The sequence below is a fragment of the Paenarthrobacter sp. NCHU4564 genome (genome assembly GCF_052156435.1).
GTDB lineage: Bacteria > Actinomycetota > Actinomycetes > Actinomycetales > Micrococcaceae > Arthrobacter.
The window spans coordinates 147,319-163,740 of sequence record NZ_JBQLIS010000003.1 but is presented as its reverse complement, the minus strand read 5'-3'; the positions used below and the strand labels follow the sequence as shown (position 1 = coordinate 163,740).

16 protein-coding genes are annotated in these 16,422 nt (G+C 64.9%); 8 read left to right on the top strand and 8 right to left on the bottom strand.

Going from position 1 to position 16,422, the window contains the following annotated elements:
- Positions 1 to 2 precede the first annotated feature (2 nt).
- From ACSVIE_RS04760 to ACSVIE_RS04735, 6 genes are all read left to right on the top strand, one after another.
- Positions 3 to 869, top strand: coding sequence for an acyl-CoA thioesterase (locus tag ACSVIE_RS04760; RefSeq protein ID WP_442423165.1), 867 nt, complete (start codon positions 3 to 5; stop codon positions 867 to 869).
- A gap of 46 nt (positions 870 to 915) precedes the next feature.
- The gene (locus tag ACSVIE_RS04755; protein WP_442423164.1) at positions 916 to 2,583 is read left to right on the top strand and encodes an AMP-binding protein; all 1,668 of its coding nucleotides are present in this window, start codon (positions 916 to 918) and stop codon (positions 2,581 to 2,583) included.
- 23 nt (positions 2,584 to 2,606) lie between these two features.
- Positions 2,607 to 5,006, top strand: coding sequence for a bifunctional salicylyl-CoA 5-hydroxylase/oxidoreductase (locus ACSVIE_RS04750; protein WP_442423163.1), 2,400 nt, complete (start codon positions 2,607 to 2,609; stop codon positions 5,004 to 5,006).
- 2 nt (positions 5,007 to 5,008) lie between these two features.
- On the top strand, positions 5,009 to 6,379 hold the full coding sequence (locus ACSVIE_RS04745) for an MFS transporter (protein WP_442423162.1): 1,371 nt from the start codon (positions 5,009 to 5,011) through the stop codon (positions 6,377 to 6,379).
- A 13-nt stretch (positions 6,380 to 6,392) separates the two neighbouring features.
- On the top strand, positions 6,393 to 6,872 hold the full coding sequence (locus tag ACSVIE_RS04740; RefSeq protein ID WP_442423161.1) for an acyl-CoA thioesterase: 480 nt from the start codon (positions 6,393 to 6,395) through the stop codon (positions 6,870 to 6,872).
- A 186-nt stretch (positions 6,873 to 7,058) separates the two neighbouring features.
- Positions 7,059 to 7,943 (top strand): PaaX family transcriptional regulator C-terminal domain-containing protein, encoded by an 885-nt coding sequence (locus ACSVIE_RS04735; protein ID WP_426004818.1) that lies wholly within the window; start codon positions 7,059 to 7,061, stop codon positions 7,941 to 7,943.
- Here ACSVIE_RS04735 and ACSVIE_RS04730 read toward each other — a convergent pair.
- From ACSVIE_RS04730 to ACSVIE_RS04720, 3 genes are all read right to left on the bottom strand, one after another.
- Positions 7,940 to 8,719, bottom strand: a complete 780-nt coding sequence (locus ACSVIE_RS04730; RefSeq protein ID WP_442423160.1) for a VOC family protein — start codon at positions 8,717 to 8,719, stop codon at positions 7,940 to 7,942. The two genes, ACSVIE_RS04735 and ACSVIE_RS04730, sit on opposite strands and share 4 nt — an antisense overlap.
- Before the next feature lie 126 nt (positions 8,720 to 8,845).
- The gene (locus ACSVIE_RS04725) at positions 8,846 to 10,420 is read right to left on the bottom strand and encodes a phytoene desaturase family protein (protein WP_442423159.1); all 1,575 of its coding nucleotides are present in this window, start codon (positions 10,418 to 10,420) and stop codon (positions 8,846 to 8,848) included.
- A 123-nt stretch (positions 10,421 to 10,543) separates the two neighbouring features.
- Positions 10,544 to 11,185, bottom strand: a complete 642-nt coding sequence (locus tag ACSVIE_RS04720) for an NADPH-dependent F420 reductase (protein WP_442423158.1) — start codon at positions 11,183 to 11,185, stop codon at positions 10,544 to 10,546.
- A 143-nt stretch (positions 11,186 to 11,328) separates the two neighbouring features.
- Here ACSVIE_RS04720 and ACSVIE_RS04715 point away from each other — a divergent pair, with 143 nt between their 5' ends.
- Both ACSVIE_RS04715 and ACSVIE_RS04710 read left to right on the top strand, forming a co-directional pair.
- Complete coding sequence (locus ACSVIE_RS04715; RefSeq protein WP_426004814.1) at positions 11,329 to 11,595, top strand: hypothetical protein; 267 nt, start codon at positions 11,329 to 11,331, stop codon at positions 11,593 to 11,595.
- A gap of 2 nt (positions 11,596 to 11,597) precedes the next feature.
- Positions 11,598 to 12,299: an HAD family hydrolase gene (locus ACSVIE_RS04710; RefSeq protein WP_426004813.1), complete on the top strand. Its 702-nt coding sequence runs from the start codon at positions 11,598 to 11,600 to the stop codon at positions 12,297 to 12,299.
- Here the strand turns inward: ACSVIE_RS04710 and ACSVIE_RS04705 are convergent.
- From ACSVIE_RS04705 to ACSVIE_RS04685, 5 genes are all read right to left on the bottom strand, one after another.
- Positions 12,296 to 12,688: a hypothetical protein gene (locus ACSVIE_RS04705; RefSeq protein ID WP_426004812.1), complete on the bottom strand. Its 393-nt coding sequence runs from the start codon at positions 12,686 to 12,688 to the stop codon at positions 12,296 to 12,298. The genes ACSVIE_RS04710 and ACSVIE_RS04705 overlap by 4 nt on opposite strands.
- 114 nt (positions 12,689 to 12,802) lie before the next feature.
- The gene (locus ACSVIE_RS04700) at positions 12,803 to 13,414 is read right to left on the bottom strand and encodes an NADPH-dependent FMN reductase (protein ID WP_426004811.1); all 612 of its coding nucleotides are present in this window, start codon (positions 13,412 to 13,414) and stop codon (positions 12,803 to 12,805) included.
- 144 nt (positions 13,415 to 13,558) lie between these two features.
- Complete coding sequence (locus ACSVIE_RS04695; protein ID WP_442423157.1) at positions 13,559 to 14,572, bottom strand: hydroxyacid dehydrogenase; 1,014 nt, start codon at positions 14,570 to 14,572, stop codon at positions 13,559 to 13,561.
- Complete coding sequence (locus tag ACSVIE_RS04690) at positions 14,569 to 15,498, bottom strand: carbohydrate ABC transporter permease (RefSeq protein ID WP_442423156.1); 930 nt, start codon at positions 15,496 to 15,498, stop codon at positions 14,569 to 14,571. Before ACSVIE_RS04690 ends, ACSVIE_RS04695 begins: the two co-directional genes overlap by 4 nt.
- Positions 15,495 to 16,421, bottom strand: coding sequence for a carbohydrate ABC transporter permease (locus tag ACSVIE_RS04685; RefSeq protein WP_442423155.1), 927 nt, complete (start codon positions 16,419 to 16,421; stop codon positions 15,495 to 15,497). Before ACSVIE_RS04685 ends, ACSVIE_RS04690 begins: the two co-directional genes overlap by 4 nt.
- Between the last annotated feature and the right edge of the window lies 1 nt (position 16,422).

Genomic DNA, 16,422 nt, shown 5'->3' with positions numbered 1-16,422 from the left:
CCATGATCACGGGAACCCTGACATCGGAGACCTTCCTCCGCGCTGTTGAGCTGACAAAGACCGAACCCCAGGTCTTCGACGAAGCGTATGAGGCCACTACCCAGTACGTTCCGTGGCCCAAGGCTTACGGTGGAGACATGGTGGCCCAGGCCGCAGCGGCGATGATGCGCTCGGTGGATGCCGACCGGCAGCTCCACTCGATGCACAGTTACTTCATGCGTCCGGTGGATATCGGCTCCACGGTCCGGTACGAGGTTGAGCGCCTGCGCGACGGTCGCGGCTACTCCACCCGCACGGTCCGGGGTTTCCAGAACGGCAAGCCCGTGTATGCCGCGATGGGGTCCTTCCATGTTCCCGAAGACGGGCCGGACTTCCAGCCTGAGGCGCCTGCCGCCGTCGAGCCTGAATCGCTGCGCTCCGCAGCAGAGGCGCTCACCGAAAGCGAAGGCCCGGCCGCTGATTACTGGGCAGCCGGCCGTAGTTTCGACATGCGGCATATTCCCGGGCCGGTATATGTGGAGCTGGAAGGCGGAACCGCCCCGCAGCAGGCAATCTGGGTCAAAGCCTTCGACACCCTGCCTGATGACACCAACCTCCAGCGCACGGCACTGGCCTACGTCTGCGACTACACCATCTTGGAACCACTGCTCCGGGTCAACGGCCTCAACTGGTCCAGCCCCGGCCTCGCCACCGCCAGCCTTGACCACTCCATGTGGTTCCACCGCGACGGCCGGGTGGACGACTGGGTGCTGTATGCCCAGGAAGCCATCTCAGGCCAGAGCAACCGCGGCCTCGCCATGGGCCGCTTCTTCGACCGTCAGGGACGGCTCCTGGCAACCGTCGCCCAAGAGGGCATGATCCGCGCCTGACACCCCCATCCCCAGCCCCAACGACGCACCACTGAAAGGAACGGCCATGAGCATGTTGCCATCGGCCCACGTGGACACGTTCACCCGAGACCACCTGCCGTCCACCGATACCTGGCCGGCGTTCGAATTCCCCCTCCCCGAACTGAACTACCCGGACCGGCTCAACGCCGCCGCCGTGCTGATCGACGACGCTGTCGCCCGGCACGGCGCCGACCGCCCCGCCCTCCGCACCCCGGACGGCGTTGTCTGGACGTACGGCGAGCTCCAGACCCGCTCCAACCAGGTGGCCCAGGTCCTCACCGAAGACCTTGGCGTCGTCCCCGGTAACCGCGTCCTGCTGCGGGGACCGAACAACCCGTGGATCGTGGCTGCCTGGCTCGGCGTACTGAAAGCCGGCGCCGTGGTGGTGACCACCATGCCCATGCTGCGCTCCACCGAGGTCTCCACGATCATCGAGCTGACAAAGCCCGTTGTGGCGATTTCCGACCACCGCTTCGTGGACGAGCTCGCGGTGGCCGCAGGTGATGACGTCACGGTCCTGACGTACGGAAAGAACGACGACGGCGACCTCACCGCCCGCTGCTCGCGCAAGAGCGGGGAGTTCACGCCAGTGGACACGTCCTCGGACGACGTTGCCCTGCTGGGGCCGACGTCCGGAACTACGGGCGTGCCCAAGGTGACCATGCACTTCCACCGCGACATCCTCGCCAATGCGGACACCTTTGCCCGGTACATTCTGGAGCCCACGGCGGATGACGTCTTCGCGGGATCTCCCCCGCTTGCCTTCACGTTCGGCCTGGGCGGACTGGTGGTCTTCCCCTTGAGGTTCGGCGCATCGGCCTTGCTGACCGAGAAGGCCGGACCCGTGGAACTCGCTGAGCGGGCAGCAGAGGCCGGAGCCACGGTGCTCTTCACCGCTCCGACGGCCTACCGGGCCATCCTCAAGGAGAAGCGCGGCGATCTGCTCAGCGGTCTTCGGATCGCCGTCTCCGCGGGCGAACACCTGTCCAAGGAAACGTGGGAGGCCGTCCACGAGGCTACCGGCCTGCGTCTGGTCAACGGCATCGGCGCCACCGAAATGCTGCACGTATTCATCTCAGCCGCGGGGGACGATATCCGTCCCGGCACCACGGGCAAGGCCGTGCCAGGCTACCGGGCCACCATCCTGGACCAGGACGGCAAGGAACTCGGCCCGGGACAGTCCGGCCGCCTCGCCGTCATTGGCCCCACGGGCTGCCGCTACCTCGATGATCCCCGGCAAGCCAACTATGTGGTGAACGGCTGGAACGTCACGGGAGACACCTTCTCCATGGACGAGGACGGCTACTTCACCTACCAGGCACGCTCGGACAACATGATCGTTTCCTCCGGATACAACATCGGCGGACCCGAAGTGGAAGCAGCCATCGACCAGCACCCCGACGTCGTGGAAAACGCGGTCATCGGCATCCCGGATGAGCAACGCGGAAGTATCGTGTGCGCGTTCGTGGTCCTGCGTGAAGGCGTCACAGGAGACGCGGCCAAGCGCAAGGAAATCCAGGACTTCGTGAAGCAAACCATCGCCCCGTACAAGTACCCGCGCGATGTCCGCTTCGTCACCGAACTTCCACGCAATCCCAGCGGCAAACTGCAGCACTTCAAGCTGCGCGACCGCGTCCTCGCAGAAGAACCAGAGACACAGGAACTTACCGCCGCCGGCCAAAGCCAGGCGTAGCGGGCCCGAGAAGGAGCAACACCATGAAGATCGCAATCGTCGGAGGCGGCCCGGGGGGCCTGTACTTCGCAGCACTGATGAAGCAGTTGGACCCATCCCACGACATCACCCTCTGGGAACGGAACGCCGCGAGCGACACCTTTGGGTTCGGCGTCGTGTTTTCCGATGAGACCCTCGGCGGCATCGGCAACGCCGACCCCGTAGTGGCCGACTACATGAGCCGCCGCTTCGCCCGCTGGTCCGACATCGACATCCACTTCCGCGGCGAAATGATCACGGTCGGAGGCCAGGGCTTCGCTGCCATGAGCCGCAAGGAATTGCTGGAACTCCTCCAGCGGCGATGCATCGAACTCGGCGTCGATGTCCGGTTCAGCACCATGGCACCGGCCATCGAGGAGCTGGAAGCCAACCACGATCTGGTCCTCGCAGCAGACGGCGTGAATTCCCAGATCCGCGCCAAGTACGCCGACGCGTTCGGCCCTGACCTGGATCCGCGCACCAACAAGTACATGTGGCTCGGAACGGACCAGGTGTTCGAGGCCTTCAAGTTCTTTGTGAAGGAAACCGAGTGGGGTGTCATGCAGATCCACGGCTACCCGTACTCGGACGAAGGCTCCACGTTCATCGTCGAAATGCATGAGGACGTGTGGCACGCGGCAGGGTTCGACGAGACCGCCAATGAGGTGTTCCCTCCGGGTGTCTCCGACGAGAAGGCCATCGCCAAGATCCGTGACATCTTCGCTGAGGAACTGGCCGGCTACGAGGTCCTCTCCAACAACTCCAAGTGGCTGAACTTCAACACCGTCCGCAACCAGAGCTGGCGCAAGGGCAACGTGGTCCTGCTGGGCGACGCCGCCCACACGGCACATTTCTCCATTGGCTCCGGCACCAAGCTGGCCATGGAAGACTCCCTGGCGTTGGCAGCCTGCCTGCACGAGCACCCCACGGTGGAGGCAGCCCTGGAAGCCTATGAAACCGAACGGCGTCCCGTGGTGGCCTCTACCCAGCGTGCCGCGCAGGCTTCCCTTGAATGGTTCGAGCGCATCGGCCAGTACAAGGACCAGGACCCCACACAGTTCGCGTTCAACCTGCTCACCCGCAGCCGCCGAATCACCCAGGAGAACCTCCGCCTGCGCGACCCTAAATTCGCGGACGCAGTGGACCGGAACTTCGCCGAATCCCAAGGCCTCACCGAGGTTGCTCCGGCCATGTTCCAGCCCTTCAGCATCGGGGAACTGGAACTCAAGAACCGCATCATCGTCTCGCCCATGGACATGTACTCCGCCACCGACGGCATCCCCGGCGACTTTCACAAAGTCCACCTGGGTTCCAAGGCCCTGGGTGGCGCCGGACTGGTGATGACGGAAATGGTGTGCGTCTCCGAAACGGGCCGCATCACCCCCGGCTGCAGCGGCCTCTACACGGACGAACAGCGGGACAGCTGGAAGGAAATCGTCGATTTCGTGCACTCCCGTTCCACCGCCAAAATCGGTGCACAGCTGGGTCACTCGGGCCGCAAGGGCTCCACCAAGCTCATGTGGGAAGGAATCGACCAGCCACTCGACTCCGGCAACTGGACCGCCGTCGGACCTTCCGCCCTTCCGTACGGCCCCGGAAACCAGACCCCGCAGGAACTGGACCGCGCCGGCATGGACGCCATCAAGGCCGAGTTCGTCGCAGCAACAAAGCGCGCGGAGCAGGCAGGCTTCGACCTCCTGGAAATCCACGCGGCCCACGGCTACCTGCTCTCCTCCTTCCTCTCGCCGGTTTCCAACCAGCGCACGGACGAATACGGCGGCAGCCTGGAGAACCGGCTGCGGTTCCCGCTGGAAGTCTTCGACGCCGTCCGTGCGGCTTGGCCTGCCAACAAGCCGGTGACGGTGCGCATCTCCGCGACGGACTGGATCGACGGCGGCAACACCTCGGATGACTCGGTCGCCATCGCCAAGGCGTTTGTTGAGCATGGTGCCGCCGGGCTTGATGTCTCTACCGGCCAGGTCGCCAATGAGGAGAAGCCCGCGTTCGGACGCAGCTACCAGACCCCGTTCGCGGACCGCATCCGCCAGGAAGTTGCCGCTCCGGCAGGCGTGGCAGTGATCGCCGTCGGCGCCATCTCAAGTTACGACGACGTGAACTCGATCCTGCTCGCCGGACGTGCCGACTTGATCGCCCTTGGCCGCACGCACCTGTACGATCCCCAGTGGACCCTGCACGCAGCCGCGGAGCAGGAATACCAAGGCCCCGGTGCCGACTGGATCCCCCAGTTCCGTGCCGGGCGCCGCAAGCCGCCAAGCTCCCGCACGGACGCCGTCCGCCCGCGGTTGTCCCTCCTGAAGGAGCCCGATGCCGAACCACTCAACGCCCACCTCCGCTGGACGCCTGCAGCAGCAGCGTCAGCCTCAGCTTCGGTGCTGGTGAAGTAGCCATGGCCGCCGCCTCCGTGAACACCTGGAACGTCCCCAAGCGGACCACCGGTGTGGTGCTGTTCTGCTGCTGGCTTGCCATCCTTGCGGAAGGATACGACGTCGGCGTGCTGGGTGCCGTGCTTCCCGCACTCGCCGAGTACAAGGAGTGGAACCTTTCGCCGCTGGCCCTGGGTGGCCTTGGCTCATATGCCTTGATTGGCATGCTGATTGGTGCCCTGTTCATCGGGACCCTCAGCGACCTCGTGGGCCGGAAGAAAATGCTGCTCGCCTCCATGGCGATCTTCACGCTCACTCAGGCAGGAGCCGCCTGGGCTCCGACGCCGGAAATCTTCGGAATCTTCCGACTCATCGGCGGGCTTGGCATGGGCGGTGTCATCCCGGTGGCCGCTGCCCTGACCATCGAATACTCGGCGCCGAACAAGCGCTCCTACAACTATGGGTTGATGTATTCGGGTTACTCGCTGGGCATTGTGGCCGCGGCGCTGGCGGCACTGTTCGTCCTGCCGCTGGGCGGGTGGCGCGCGGTCATCGCGATCGGCGCCGTCCCTGTCCTGCTGATCCCGGTCATCTGGAAGTTCCTGCCCGAATCCCTGGAATACCTGGAGTCAAAGGGTCGCCGGTCCGAAGCGGAAGCGTTGGCTTCCAAGCTGCGGATCAGCGACTACCGGCCCACGGTTGCTGCAGCTACGCCGGGCTCCAAAACCGCTCCGGCTGATCCGTGGTGGAAGACCATCACCACCATGTTCTCCCTGAAGTACCTCCGCTCCACCGTGTTCTTCTGGATCTCGCTGTTCTGTGGCCTGGTGCTGGTCTACGGCCTCAACACCTGGTTGCCCAGCATCATGAAGAAAGCAGGCTACGACCTCGGGTCCTCCCTGACCTTCCTCCTGGTCTTCAGCCTCGCGTCGGCCATCGGCGGCCTGATCCTGGGACGTGCAGCAGACAGGTACGGCAAGAAGCTCATCCTGGTGGTGTTCTACATCCTTGGCGGCCTGGGCATCATGCTGCTCGTCTTCCCGAACACCATGGTGGTCAACCTGCTGTTCGTGGCCTTCGCGGGCATCGGATCCATCTCCACTTCACTGGTCCTCACGGGCTACATCGCCGACTACTACCCGGCGAAGGTCCGCGGCACAGCCACGGGCTGGGCCCTCAGCTTCGCCCGGCTCGGTGCCATTTCCGGTCCGTTGATCGGTGGGTGGATTGCGGGGTCCAAGCTCCCGTTCGAGGCGAACTTCGCCATCTTTGCCGGAATCGCCGTGGTGGCCGCGGCCGCCGTCGCGCTCATTCCCAAGCCGCAGCCGGAGCAGCCGGTGGCGGCAGCGAGCACCGACCCGGAGGCCGAGGACGCCAACGTCCCGGCCCGGTAAGGAAGGGCAGGTCATGGAGTTTTCGGAAGCAAGCGTCACCCGGACGGTGGAATGGGTGGACACCGACGCCTCGGGCCACCAGCACAACTCGGCCGTCCTGCGCTGGGTGGAAGCCGCCGAAGCCGAGCTCTTCCGGAAACTCCAACTGCCGGATTACTTCCCCCACGCGCCGCGCGTCCAGCAGGTGGTCAACTACAAGTCAAAGCTGTGGTTCGGCCAGCGCGTCACCGCGACGGTCAGGGTCCACCAGCTCGGGCGGACGTCGCTCACGTTGGGGTTCGAGGTGGTGGGCCACCCGCTCGAAACCTCCGCGGACAAGAACTACGACGGCGGTACCGACGACGGCGGCACACCGGCAGGCAGCGTAGTGGCCGCTTTCGGGACGGTCACCACGGTCCACGTTCCCAACGGAACCACCGCATCACAGCCTTGGCCGGAACATCTGGTCAGGGCTGTGCAGGGCCCGGTTTCATCCCCGCGAGATGGCACTTAATGACAGTCCGGGAGCCCGGGATTGTCATTAAGTGCCATCTCGGCGGACGGACGCGCGTGGGACGTCGCCCCGCCACCCCCCAAGGTGCGGGTGCCGCCGTCGTGATCTTCCAGGACCCGGCTTGCCGGCAACTTATGATGAACATGATTGGCGCCTGGACTCCGGCGCGGAAATGAGGAAGTTTCTATGTTCGCCGTCCCGGCACCGCCCGTCCGTCACCAGCAGCTCCTGGTGACGATCTTCGGCCTCTACGGGCGGAATGCGGGTGACGCCCTGCCGGTCTCGGCGCTGATCTCCATGCTCGGGACGCTCGGCTACGACGCCCCCGGAGTGCGGTCCTCGGTGTCCCGGCTCAAGGCAAAAGGTGTGCTGAAGAGCGTCCGTGAAGGCGGCATTGCCAAGTACAAGATCGCTGAGTCGATCAGTGACGTGTTCCGTGAAGGTGACCGGCGGATCTTCGCGCCAGAGCAACCCGCGCCGGTGGACACCTGGGTGCTGGCAGTCTTCTCTGTCCCGGAATCGATGCGGAACAGGCGTCACCAGTTGCGCTCGGCGTTGTCCGGACTTGGCTTCGGCTCCGTGGCTTCCGGGGTGTGGATCGCCCCCGCCCACAAGCTCGAGCAGGCACGGGAACGACTCACGGCCAGCGGACTGATCGAATTCGTGGATTTGTTCCGCAGCGACTACGTGTTTGACGGTCCCATGCGTCCCAAGATCTCCGAATGGTGGGACCTCAAGGAACTCGATGGCCAGTTCACCGCGTTCCTTGAGCTGTACCGCGGAGCCGGGCAGTTGTGGGCCGACCGCGTGGGCGGCGACCCGGATGCTGCCTTGGCGCGCTCCACGGAAGAACTGCGGCGGGACGCTTTCCGGTACTACATTCCCATGCTCACCATGTGGCGCCGGTTCCCTTACCGCGACCCCAACCTTCCTTCGGACTACCTTCCGCCGGACTGGCACGGCCCGGAAGTGCGCAGGACTTTCCAGGCCGTGCACCGCCTCGCCGCCCCGCTTGCTGCGGAGTACGCGCACGAAATCATCGCCGGGGCAATGGATCCGGCAGTGGTTTAGTTTTCGGCCGGGGCGACGGCGATGAGTCCAAAGACTTCCCCTTGCAGGCCCTGCACGATCGCCATGCGGCCGAACGGGCTGTCACTGACGGGCATGAGGAGCTTTGCCCCGAGGTGTTCGGCCAGCGCCGCCGTGGCAGCGACGTCGTCGCTGGCGAACCAGGTCAGCCAGTAGTCCGGTGTTTCCCCGGGGAGGGCGCTGTCCAGCTGGATGCCGGCCACTTCGCGCGCGTCCTTTGGGCGCAGGCACGTGGAGTACACCATGTCATGTCCGTCGATGTCGTGGTAGCTGAAGCCGAAGACGTCAGCGTAAAACGAGCGGGCCGCGGAGTAATCGCGGGTGTGGAGCTCATTCCAGCACAGGGAACCGTGCTCATTGACGCGTTCCGCCCCGATATGGTTGCCGGCCTGCCAGATGCCGAAGACAGCGCCGCCGGAGTCGGCCGCGACAGCCATGCGGCCGGCATCCATGACATCGGAGGGCGGTACCAGAAGCTGGCCACCTGCTGCCTTGACCTGCGCTGCGGTGGCCCCGGCGTCGTCGGAGGACAGGAAGGTGGTCCACGACGGCGGCAGCGCGGCATCATCCTTGGGTCCCAAACCGGCCACCGCATGCCCGTCGAGGTGAGCCAGCAGGTAGCCTCCGGCGGCGTCGTCGGAGGTGTAGCCCCAGCCGAAGAGTCTGGAATAGAAGTCCCTGGCCGACTCAACGTCATCGATGGACAGATCGACCCACATGGGTGTGCCGGGGGGCCATTTGGAGATTTTGGTGGTCATTCGTGACTCCTCAGGGTAGGAATTCCGGGCGTTACCGCTTCCCCGGGCGCCCTATGCGCCGGACCCCGGGGAAGCAGCCACCCATCCTGTGTGCTTCAGCCCTGATTCGTGTCACGAACCGGGGATTTAGTTCCCCAAATCCTCCAGGACCGCCATGGCCGCGTTGTGGCCTCCCAGTCCACTGACCCCGCCGCCCCGGCGTGCCCCCGCCCCGCAGAGGAACACCCGCGGGTGGCCGGTGCCGACACCCCAGCGCTCGGCCGGCGTCTTCCGGGGTTCGTCGTCTTCAAGGAACGGCCACTGGAGCTTGGCGTGGAAGATGTTGCCGCCGGTCATATTCAGGGCGTGCTCAAGGTCCAGCGTGGTTTTCGCTTCGATGCACGGATTGCCGTCGGCGTCAGTGAGCAGGAGGTCCTCCACCGGTTCGGCCAGGACGGAGTTGAGCGAGGAGAGCACGGCGGCCTGGAGCTCGGCGCGCATCTGCTCGTTGTTCTCCTCAGTGACCAGCCGGCCCGGTGTGTGGAGGCCGAAAATGGTGAGGGTCTGTGCGCCGGACGCGGCAAGTTCCTTGGACAGGATGCTCGGGTCGGTCAGTGAATGGCAATAGATCTCGCAGGGCAGCGGTGAAGGAATCCGGCCCTCGGAGGCAGACCGATAGGCCGCCTCCAACTGGCCATGGCCCTCGTTGATGTGGAAGGTGCCGCCGAAAGCTGCTTCGGGTGGCACAGACGTATCCCGCAATCCGGGAAGCCGGCGCAGGAGCAGGTTCACCTTGATTTGCGCACCCTCGGGGCGTTCGCCCTGGATGCCCGAAGCGTCGCCCAGGAGACGGCCGAGCACCCACGGCGACACGTTGGCCAGCACGCGCTCGCCGTGGAACTCCTGAACGACCCCGCCACGCTGGAACCGGACTGTACCGCCGTCGGAAATGTCCGTGACCTCGGCGCCGGCCAAGAGGACGGCCCCGGCTTCCCGGGCCACGCGCTCCAACTCCCTGGACACCGAGCCCATGCCGCCCAGCGGAATGTCCCAGTCTCCCGTTTCATTCCCTATCACGTGGTAGAGGAAGCAGCGGTTGGCGTCCAGGGAGGGATCGTCGAGGGAAGTGAACGTGCCGATCAGGCCGTCGGTCGCCACGAGGCCACGCACCAGGTCGTGCGATAGGCGATTCGTGACAACGGTGCCCAAGGGATTTTCGATGAAGTCAGCCCACAGCTGGTCATCGCCGAGCAGTTCGCGTGCTTCCGAGCGGCTGGGCAGTGGCCGGCATACCGTGGGAAACAAGGCGCGGGCCAGTTTCTCGGTGTCGGCGTAGAAGCCTTGGAGGGCATCGAAGTCCGTGCCGGCGCCCACCCGGGCGAAGGAACTGCGGCTTGCCTGAGCGTCGTCGCCGTCAATCAACAGTCCCGTCTCCACGTTGAGCGGGTTGGGTGTGTAGGAGGAATACCTGCGCCTTGCGAGCTTGATGTCCAGCCCCAGCTCACGAATGATCTGCTCCGGCAGCAGGCTGACCAGGTAGGAGTAGCGGGACAGGCGGGCGTCCACACCCTTGAAGGCCCCGGCCGAAACCGCGGCGCCACCGAAGTGGTTGTCGCGTTCAAGCACAGCCACGCTTTTCCCGGCCTTGGCCAGATAGGCAGCTGCCGTGAGTCCGTTATGTCCGCCGCCCACAATGACAGCGTCGAAGTGTGTGTTATCCATGCCGAGAGACTAGCCATGGCGTGGCGCTGCTTACCGGAATTGCTCCGTGACGTAAGCAACCCTTGGTCTCGCGGCACCCGCCCGGCGGGCAAGCGTAAGGTGCCTGCCCGCCGTCGTGGTTGCTCAGATGGTTCTGGTCGCCTTGGCGAGGTTCTCGCGCAGTTCGACGGCGTTCTGCCGCACCACGTAGGCGGGCCGGTCGCGTTCGACCCGCCAGCTCTCCTCAAGTGGCCCGACGTTGACGGTGTCGAAACCGAACTCGTCGTAGAGCCGGGTCACCAGTTCAACGGCCTCCGGGAAGTCGCTTGCAGTAGCCAGTGCCCGGCGGTTAGCGGTGCCGGCGGGGCTTCCGTCGGTGGTGATGTCCGCGGCGCCGATGTGGTTGAAGCCCTTGGCCACCTTGGAGGTGGGGAGGTGCTTTTGGAGCAGCCCGGACGTGGTGGCCTCACCCTTGTCGAGTTCGGGGATGCGACCGTCGCGCTCCCAGTAGTAGTTATTGGTGTCGATGACGATTTTGCCTTCGAGGGGCTCCACCGGGACGTCCCGGTAGGCCTTGAGGGGTACGGTCACGACGGCGAAATCGCCTGCCGCTGCTGCTTCGGCCGCCGTCGTGGCCCGGGCGCGGGGCCCGAGTTCGGCAACGAGTGCCGCGAGGGTTTCCGGTCCGCGTGAATTGCTGATGACGACGTCGTATCCAAGTTCCACGGCCTTGCGTGCGACCTGGCTGCCAATGTGTCCTGCACCGATGATTCCGATTGTTGTCATATCTACGGCAACAGGAAGTTGCAGACGCGTATTTCCAGCGTTACGCAGTATGTCGGCCCGCCTTGGGTCCCGGACGTCAACCGGGAGTTATATACTAAGTAATCTTACTAAGCAGGCGATCATCACGTACGAGGAGGTTGGGAATGGCTGGTCACTTGGAGTTGGTTGATGCTCCCGATGGGGGCTACCGCGTGCTGATGGTAGACGGCGAGGACTCGCTGGTGGGGTTGTCCAGGCGCTATTCATCAAAGGACGAGGCGGTCCGTGCCGTGGAATCGCTTCGGGAAGTCGCGGGGACGGGGCTGCTGCGGCAAGGTTCGGCGGAGCGGTATGCGTTGCTGGAGTCCGAAGAGTTCATGATGGACCGGGCGCTGGCCGGGGCCGCGCCCTTGCGCGCCGAGGTCCGGTAGCCATGTCCGGGTCTGTGCAAGGAGGCAAGCGGGGCGTTCTCTTCGATGTTGACGGGACGCTCATCGATTCAAGCTACTTTCACGCGTTTGCGTGGTGGCAGGCGTTTCGGCGGGAGGGCCTGGACGTCCAGCTCTCCAACATCCACCGCTCGGTGGGCATGGGCGGTGACCGGCTGATCCAGCATCTGGTTCCTGACTGTACTGAGGAGATGCAGGAGGAACTCAAGAACGCCCATGGTGCAGTTTTCTCCACTTTTTGGCCGTCCTTGAGGCCGTTCGACTCGTCACGGGACCTGCTGGCAGCCTGCTCTGATGCGGGTCTGGCGGTGGGGTTGGCGTCATCGGCCCAGGAGCGCGACCTGGACGTCAGCCGGAGGCTTCTGGATGCCGGGACGTCCATCGATGCATGGACGAGTTCGGCTGACGCCAAGGAGAGCAAGCCGGCTCCCGACATCCTGGTGGCGTGCCTGGAGAAGCTTGGAGTGGATGCGCCCAATGTGGTGTTTGTCGGTGACGCGGTCTGGGATGTGAAGGCGGCTGCGGCGATCGACGTTCCCGCCATCGCGCTGACCTGCGGCGGAATCAGCGAGGCTGAACTGCGCGACGCCGGTGCCGCGGAAGTCTACGACAATCCGCGGCACCTGCTGGAGAACCTTGAGGGCAGTGCGATCGGACGCCTGGCCTCGGGAATTCCGCGGCCTTAGCGGCTGACTTCCTTGTTGCGGCCGCGCCCGCGAACCGCCCAGATGATCAGCGCGATGACGATGATTGCGGCAATTGCCGCAAGGATCCACGGGGTGACGTCAGTGCGCGTCTGTTCCTGGGGCTCCGACTCGCCCGTGCCCGGGTTGGCCGGTCCGCTGCTGGCCGGGTTGGGAGTTTCGGAGGTACCGGCTGAGGGGCCGGGGTTGGTTGGCGTGGCCGTTGACGGCCCGGAGGGATTGCTGGGGCCCTGGGATGGCGTGGGACTGGTTGCGGCAACATGTGCTTGAACAGTTGAGGGCGTGGCGGCAGTGGCGGCCGCGCCCGTGGACAGCAACGCTCCGCCGAAGAGTGTCAGGGCTGCGGTGGTCAGGGCTAATCTGCGAAGCATCGTTTCTCCTGGGGGTAGGCGTGTTCGTGCATCCTCATGATAGTAAGCATACTGATTAAATCGGTAAAAGTGTGGGTGCCGCGTGCACTGCGCACCCGGCACCCACTGGTGTGGCTAGCGGGTGAGCTTGGCGGAATCCGGTTCCAGGTCGCCGATATGGCCCGGCGCGTTGGCGGCCAGGACGCGCTGGACGAAAGCGCTGTACTCCTCCATGTAGTGGCGCAACAACCCGGCGGTCCCTTCGTCCTTAACGGTGCCGTCGTCGTCGTACGCGTCCGCGACAAAGCGGATGTACGCCTCCGGGGCGTTCAGCTGCGGGGCATCCAGGAAGCTGAGCACGCTCCGCATGGAGGACTGCATCACCGCAGTGCCGATGCCGCCCGGCGAGGCGCCGATGATTCCGGTGGGTTTGCGGGCGAACGAATTGGTGCCCCACGGCCTGGATCCCCAGTCGATGGCGTTCTTGAGGGCGCCCGGGATGGAGCGGTTGTATTCAGGCGAGACGAACAGGATGCCGTCCGACGCGGCGATCGCGTCCTTCAGCGCTTTGCCCGCAGGCGGGAAGTCGGCGTCGTAGTCGGAGCTGTACAGGGGGAGATCCTTGATTTCGATCTCATGGAATTCGAGTTCGGGCGGCGCCACGCTGATGAGCGCCTTGGAGAGGGTCCGATTGATGGAGGTACTGGAGAGGCTACCCACGAAATAACCGATCTTGAATGTATCCATGGCGGCATTCCTTCCCGACGGCACGGCCGTGACCGGCGCGTCGACGTGCGGAGGCTGGTTGCCCCCAGCTCACGTTCGACCCTAGTTGAGAAACGGGTCCGGCGCAGCCCCCCAAGTCCGCGCCGGACGTGTAGCTTGTCGGGGCTAAGCCGTGATGGCGAGGTCTTTTGCGTGCAGCGCGTGGCGCAGCGGCTTGCCGCGGGCCACGCGCAGCGCCTCCTCGATGGTGCTGGCCGCCATCCGCCCCAGCTCCGTGCCGAGCGAGCCCGCCAAGTGCGGCGTGAGGAGGACGTTGGGGTGCGTGTAGAAGGCGGATTCCGGCGGCAGTACCCAGGGCGTGGTCACGTCCAGGACCGCGTAAACGTCGCCTTGGTGGATGCGGTCCAGGAGCGCATCCTGGTCCACCAGCTCGCCCCGGGACGTGTTGATGAACGTGGCGCCGTCCTTCAGTTTCGCCACCAGCCCGGCATGGATGAGGTTCTCCGTGGAAGCTAACGACGGCGCGTGGAGGCTCACGACGTCGGAGCTCGCCACGAGCTCGTCCAGGCTGACGCGTTCGACGCCGAGTGCGGCCGCCGCGGCATCGTCCAGATAGGGGTCGGAGACAACGATGTCCAGGTCGTAGGGAGCCAGGAGCCGGATCACGTGGCGGCCGATCTTCGAGGCACCGATGATGCCCACGCGCTTGCCGTAGTTGCCCATGTCCGGGAACATCCGGTCCGGGTCCACCGCAGATTTCTCGGTGTGCAACTTCCGTGCCACTTGGAGCACCCGCTTGTTGGCGAGCAGGATCATGGCCACGGTGTACTCGGCCACGGGGATGGCGTTGACCTCGGCAGCGGTGCTGACTTGGATTCCGCGCTCCCAACAGGCATCGGTCACGTGGTGCTTGACGGTGCCGCCCGCGTGCAGGATGTACCGGAGGCGGGGTGCCGCTTGGAGGACGGCTTCATCAATGGTGGCGCAGTTCCAGCCGGTGATGAGGATGTCGGTCCGGGCCAGGATTTCCCGGGACCTCTGGCTTGCGAATTCTTCCATCGGCTCGGGGCTGAGCAGCAGCAGCTCTGGAGCCAGCCGGGCCAGCATGTGCGGGGGGAAGATCCGGGGCGCAACGGCTGGCCCCATGGCCAGGGCCACGTTCAGGGGTGTGTGGTTCACTTGACGCTCCCTGCTGTGAGGCCGGACTTCCAGAAGCGCTGCAGGAGGATGAAGGCCACGAGCAGCGGGAGGATGGACAGGAGCGAGCCGGTGATGACCATGGGCGTGAACTCCGGTTGCGGCACGGAATAGCCCTGCCAGATGGAGATGCCGACGCTGACAGGAAGGAGCCGCTGGTCCTGGAGCATCACCAAGGGGAGCATGAAGTTGTTCCAGACTCCGACGAACTGGAAGAGGGCGATGGTGATGTAGCCGGGCATCATCATCGGCAGTCCCAGGGAGAAGAAGGAGCGGATGGGACCCGCGCCGTCGACCCGCGCTGCCTCGAGGGTTTCGCCCGGGACGTAGGAGGCTGAATAGACGCGGGCCAGATAAACGCTGAACGGGTTGCACAGGACGGGGATCAGGATGGCCCAGATCGTGTTGGTGATGCCAAAGACCGAGGCCAGCATGTACATCGGCAGGACCGTAGCGGTGTTGGGGATCAGTACGCCTACCAGGACGAATCCGAACAGGGTGTCCTTGCCCCGGAATTGGAATTTATCGAAGGCGTAGCCGGCCATGACCGAGATGAGGCCGCCAAAAACTGCCCCAACGCCCGCGTACAGGACCGAGTTGGCCAGCCAACGGAAGAAGAGACCATTGTCCTGCTGAGCCACCGCCGCGATGTTGTCGAACAGGGAGAAGCTTCCGAAGGCGTAGGCACTGGTTCCGTAGAGGTCCGCCGCGTTCTTGGTGGAGGCGAAGACCAGCCACAGGACAGGAACCACCATGTAGGCGCAGCCGATGATGAGCAGGCCGTTGACGGTGAGCTTGCTGGCTAAGCCGCCGCCCGCCGTCGTGCGTTTGGTGCTGCTGCCGCGGCGCGGAGCGGGCGGGTTGGCACCGTTCCGTTGGCGTGGCCTGGAGATAGTGGTGGTACTCATGACTTGTTCATCCTCGAGCTCAAGCGTGTGACAAGAAGGGAAAGGACCGCGGCGAGGCCGGCGATGATGATGGAGGCGGCTGCGGCCTGGTTCAGGTTGTGCCGGATGAAGGCGGCGTCGTAGGCCCAAAGGTTGGGGACCCAGGTGCTGGTGACGGACGCAGTGGCCTTGGAAATGATGGACGGCTCGGTGAACAACTGCAGTGAGCCAATGATGGTGAAGAGCATGATCACGCTCAGGGCGGGCAGGATCAGCGGGAACTTGATGCTGAGGGCGGTCCGGATTTCCCCGGCCCCGTCCACCCGGGCAGCTTCCAGGATTTCCCGCGGGACGGCCTGCAGCGCCGTGAACAGGATGATGACGTTGTAGCCCGTCCACTCCCACACGGAGATGTTCACGATGGACGGCAGGACCAGGTGCGCATCCAGGAAGTTGAGCTGGATGCCGCCGCCCTGAAGCACTTGGACCAGCGGGCTGATGCCCGGCGTGTAGAGGTAGGCCCAGATGAGGGCGGCGATGACGCCTGGAACTGCGTGGGGCAGGAAGACCAGGAGCTGGAACATTTTGCGTGCCCGGGCTGCCGTCGCGTCCAGCAACAGGGCGAAGACAACCGCTCCGCCCACCATGCACGGAATGTAGATGAGACAGTACAGGGCCAGCCGGCCGAGCCCTTCCATGAAGGTCTCCGACTGGAAGACCTGCGCATAGTTTTCAAGCCCGACGAAGACGGTCCTGGGTTCGCTGAACCCCAGCCCGGACTTCTGCTGCGCGTGGAGGCTTAGCACCAGCGAGTAGGCAACGGGGGCGATCATTGCGAGGGAGAAGACTGCGAAGAAGGGAACCAGGAAGAGGGCAGCTGTGGGTCCGCCTGTTCCTGCCAGTGCGCGACCGCGGCGGCGCTGGATGGGGGCCTGAATGGCCATG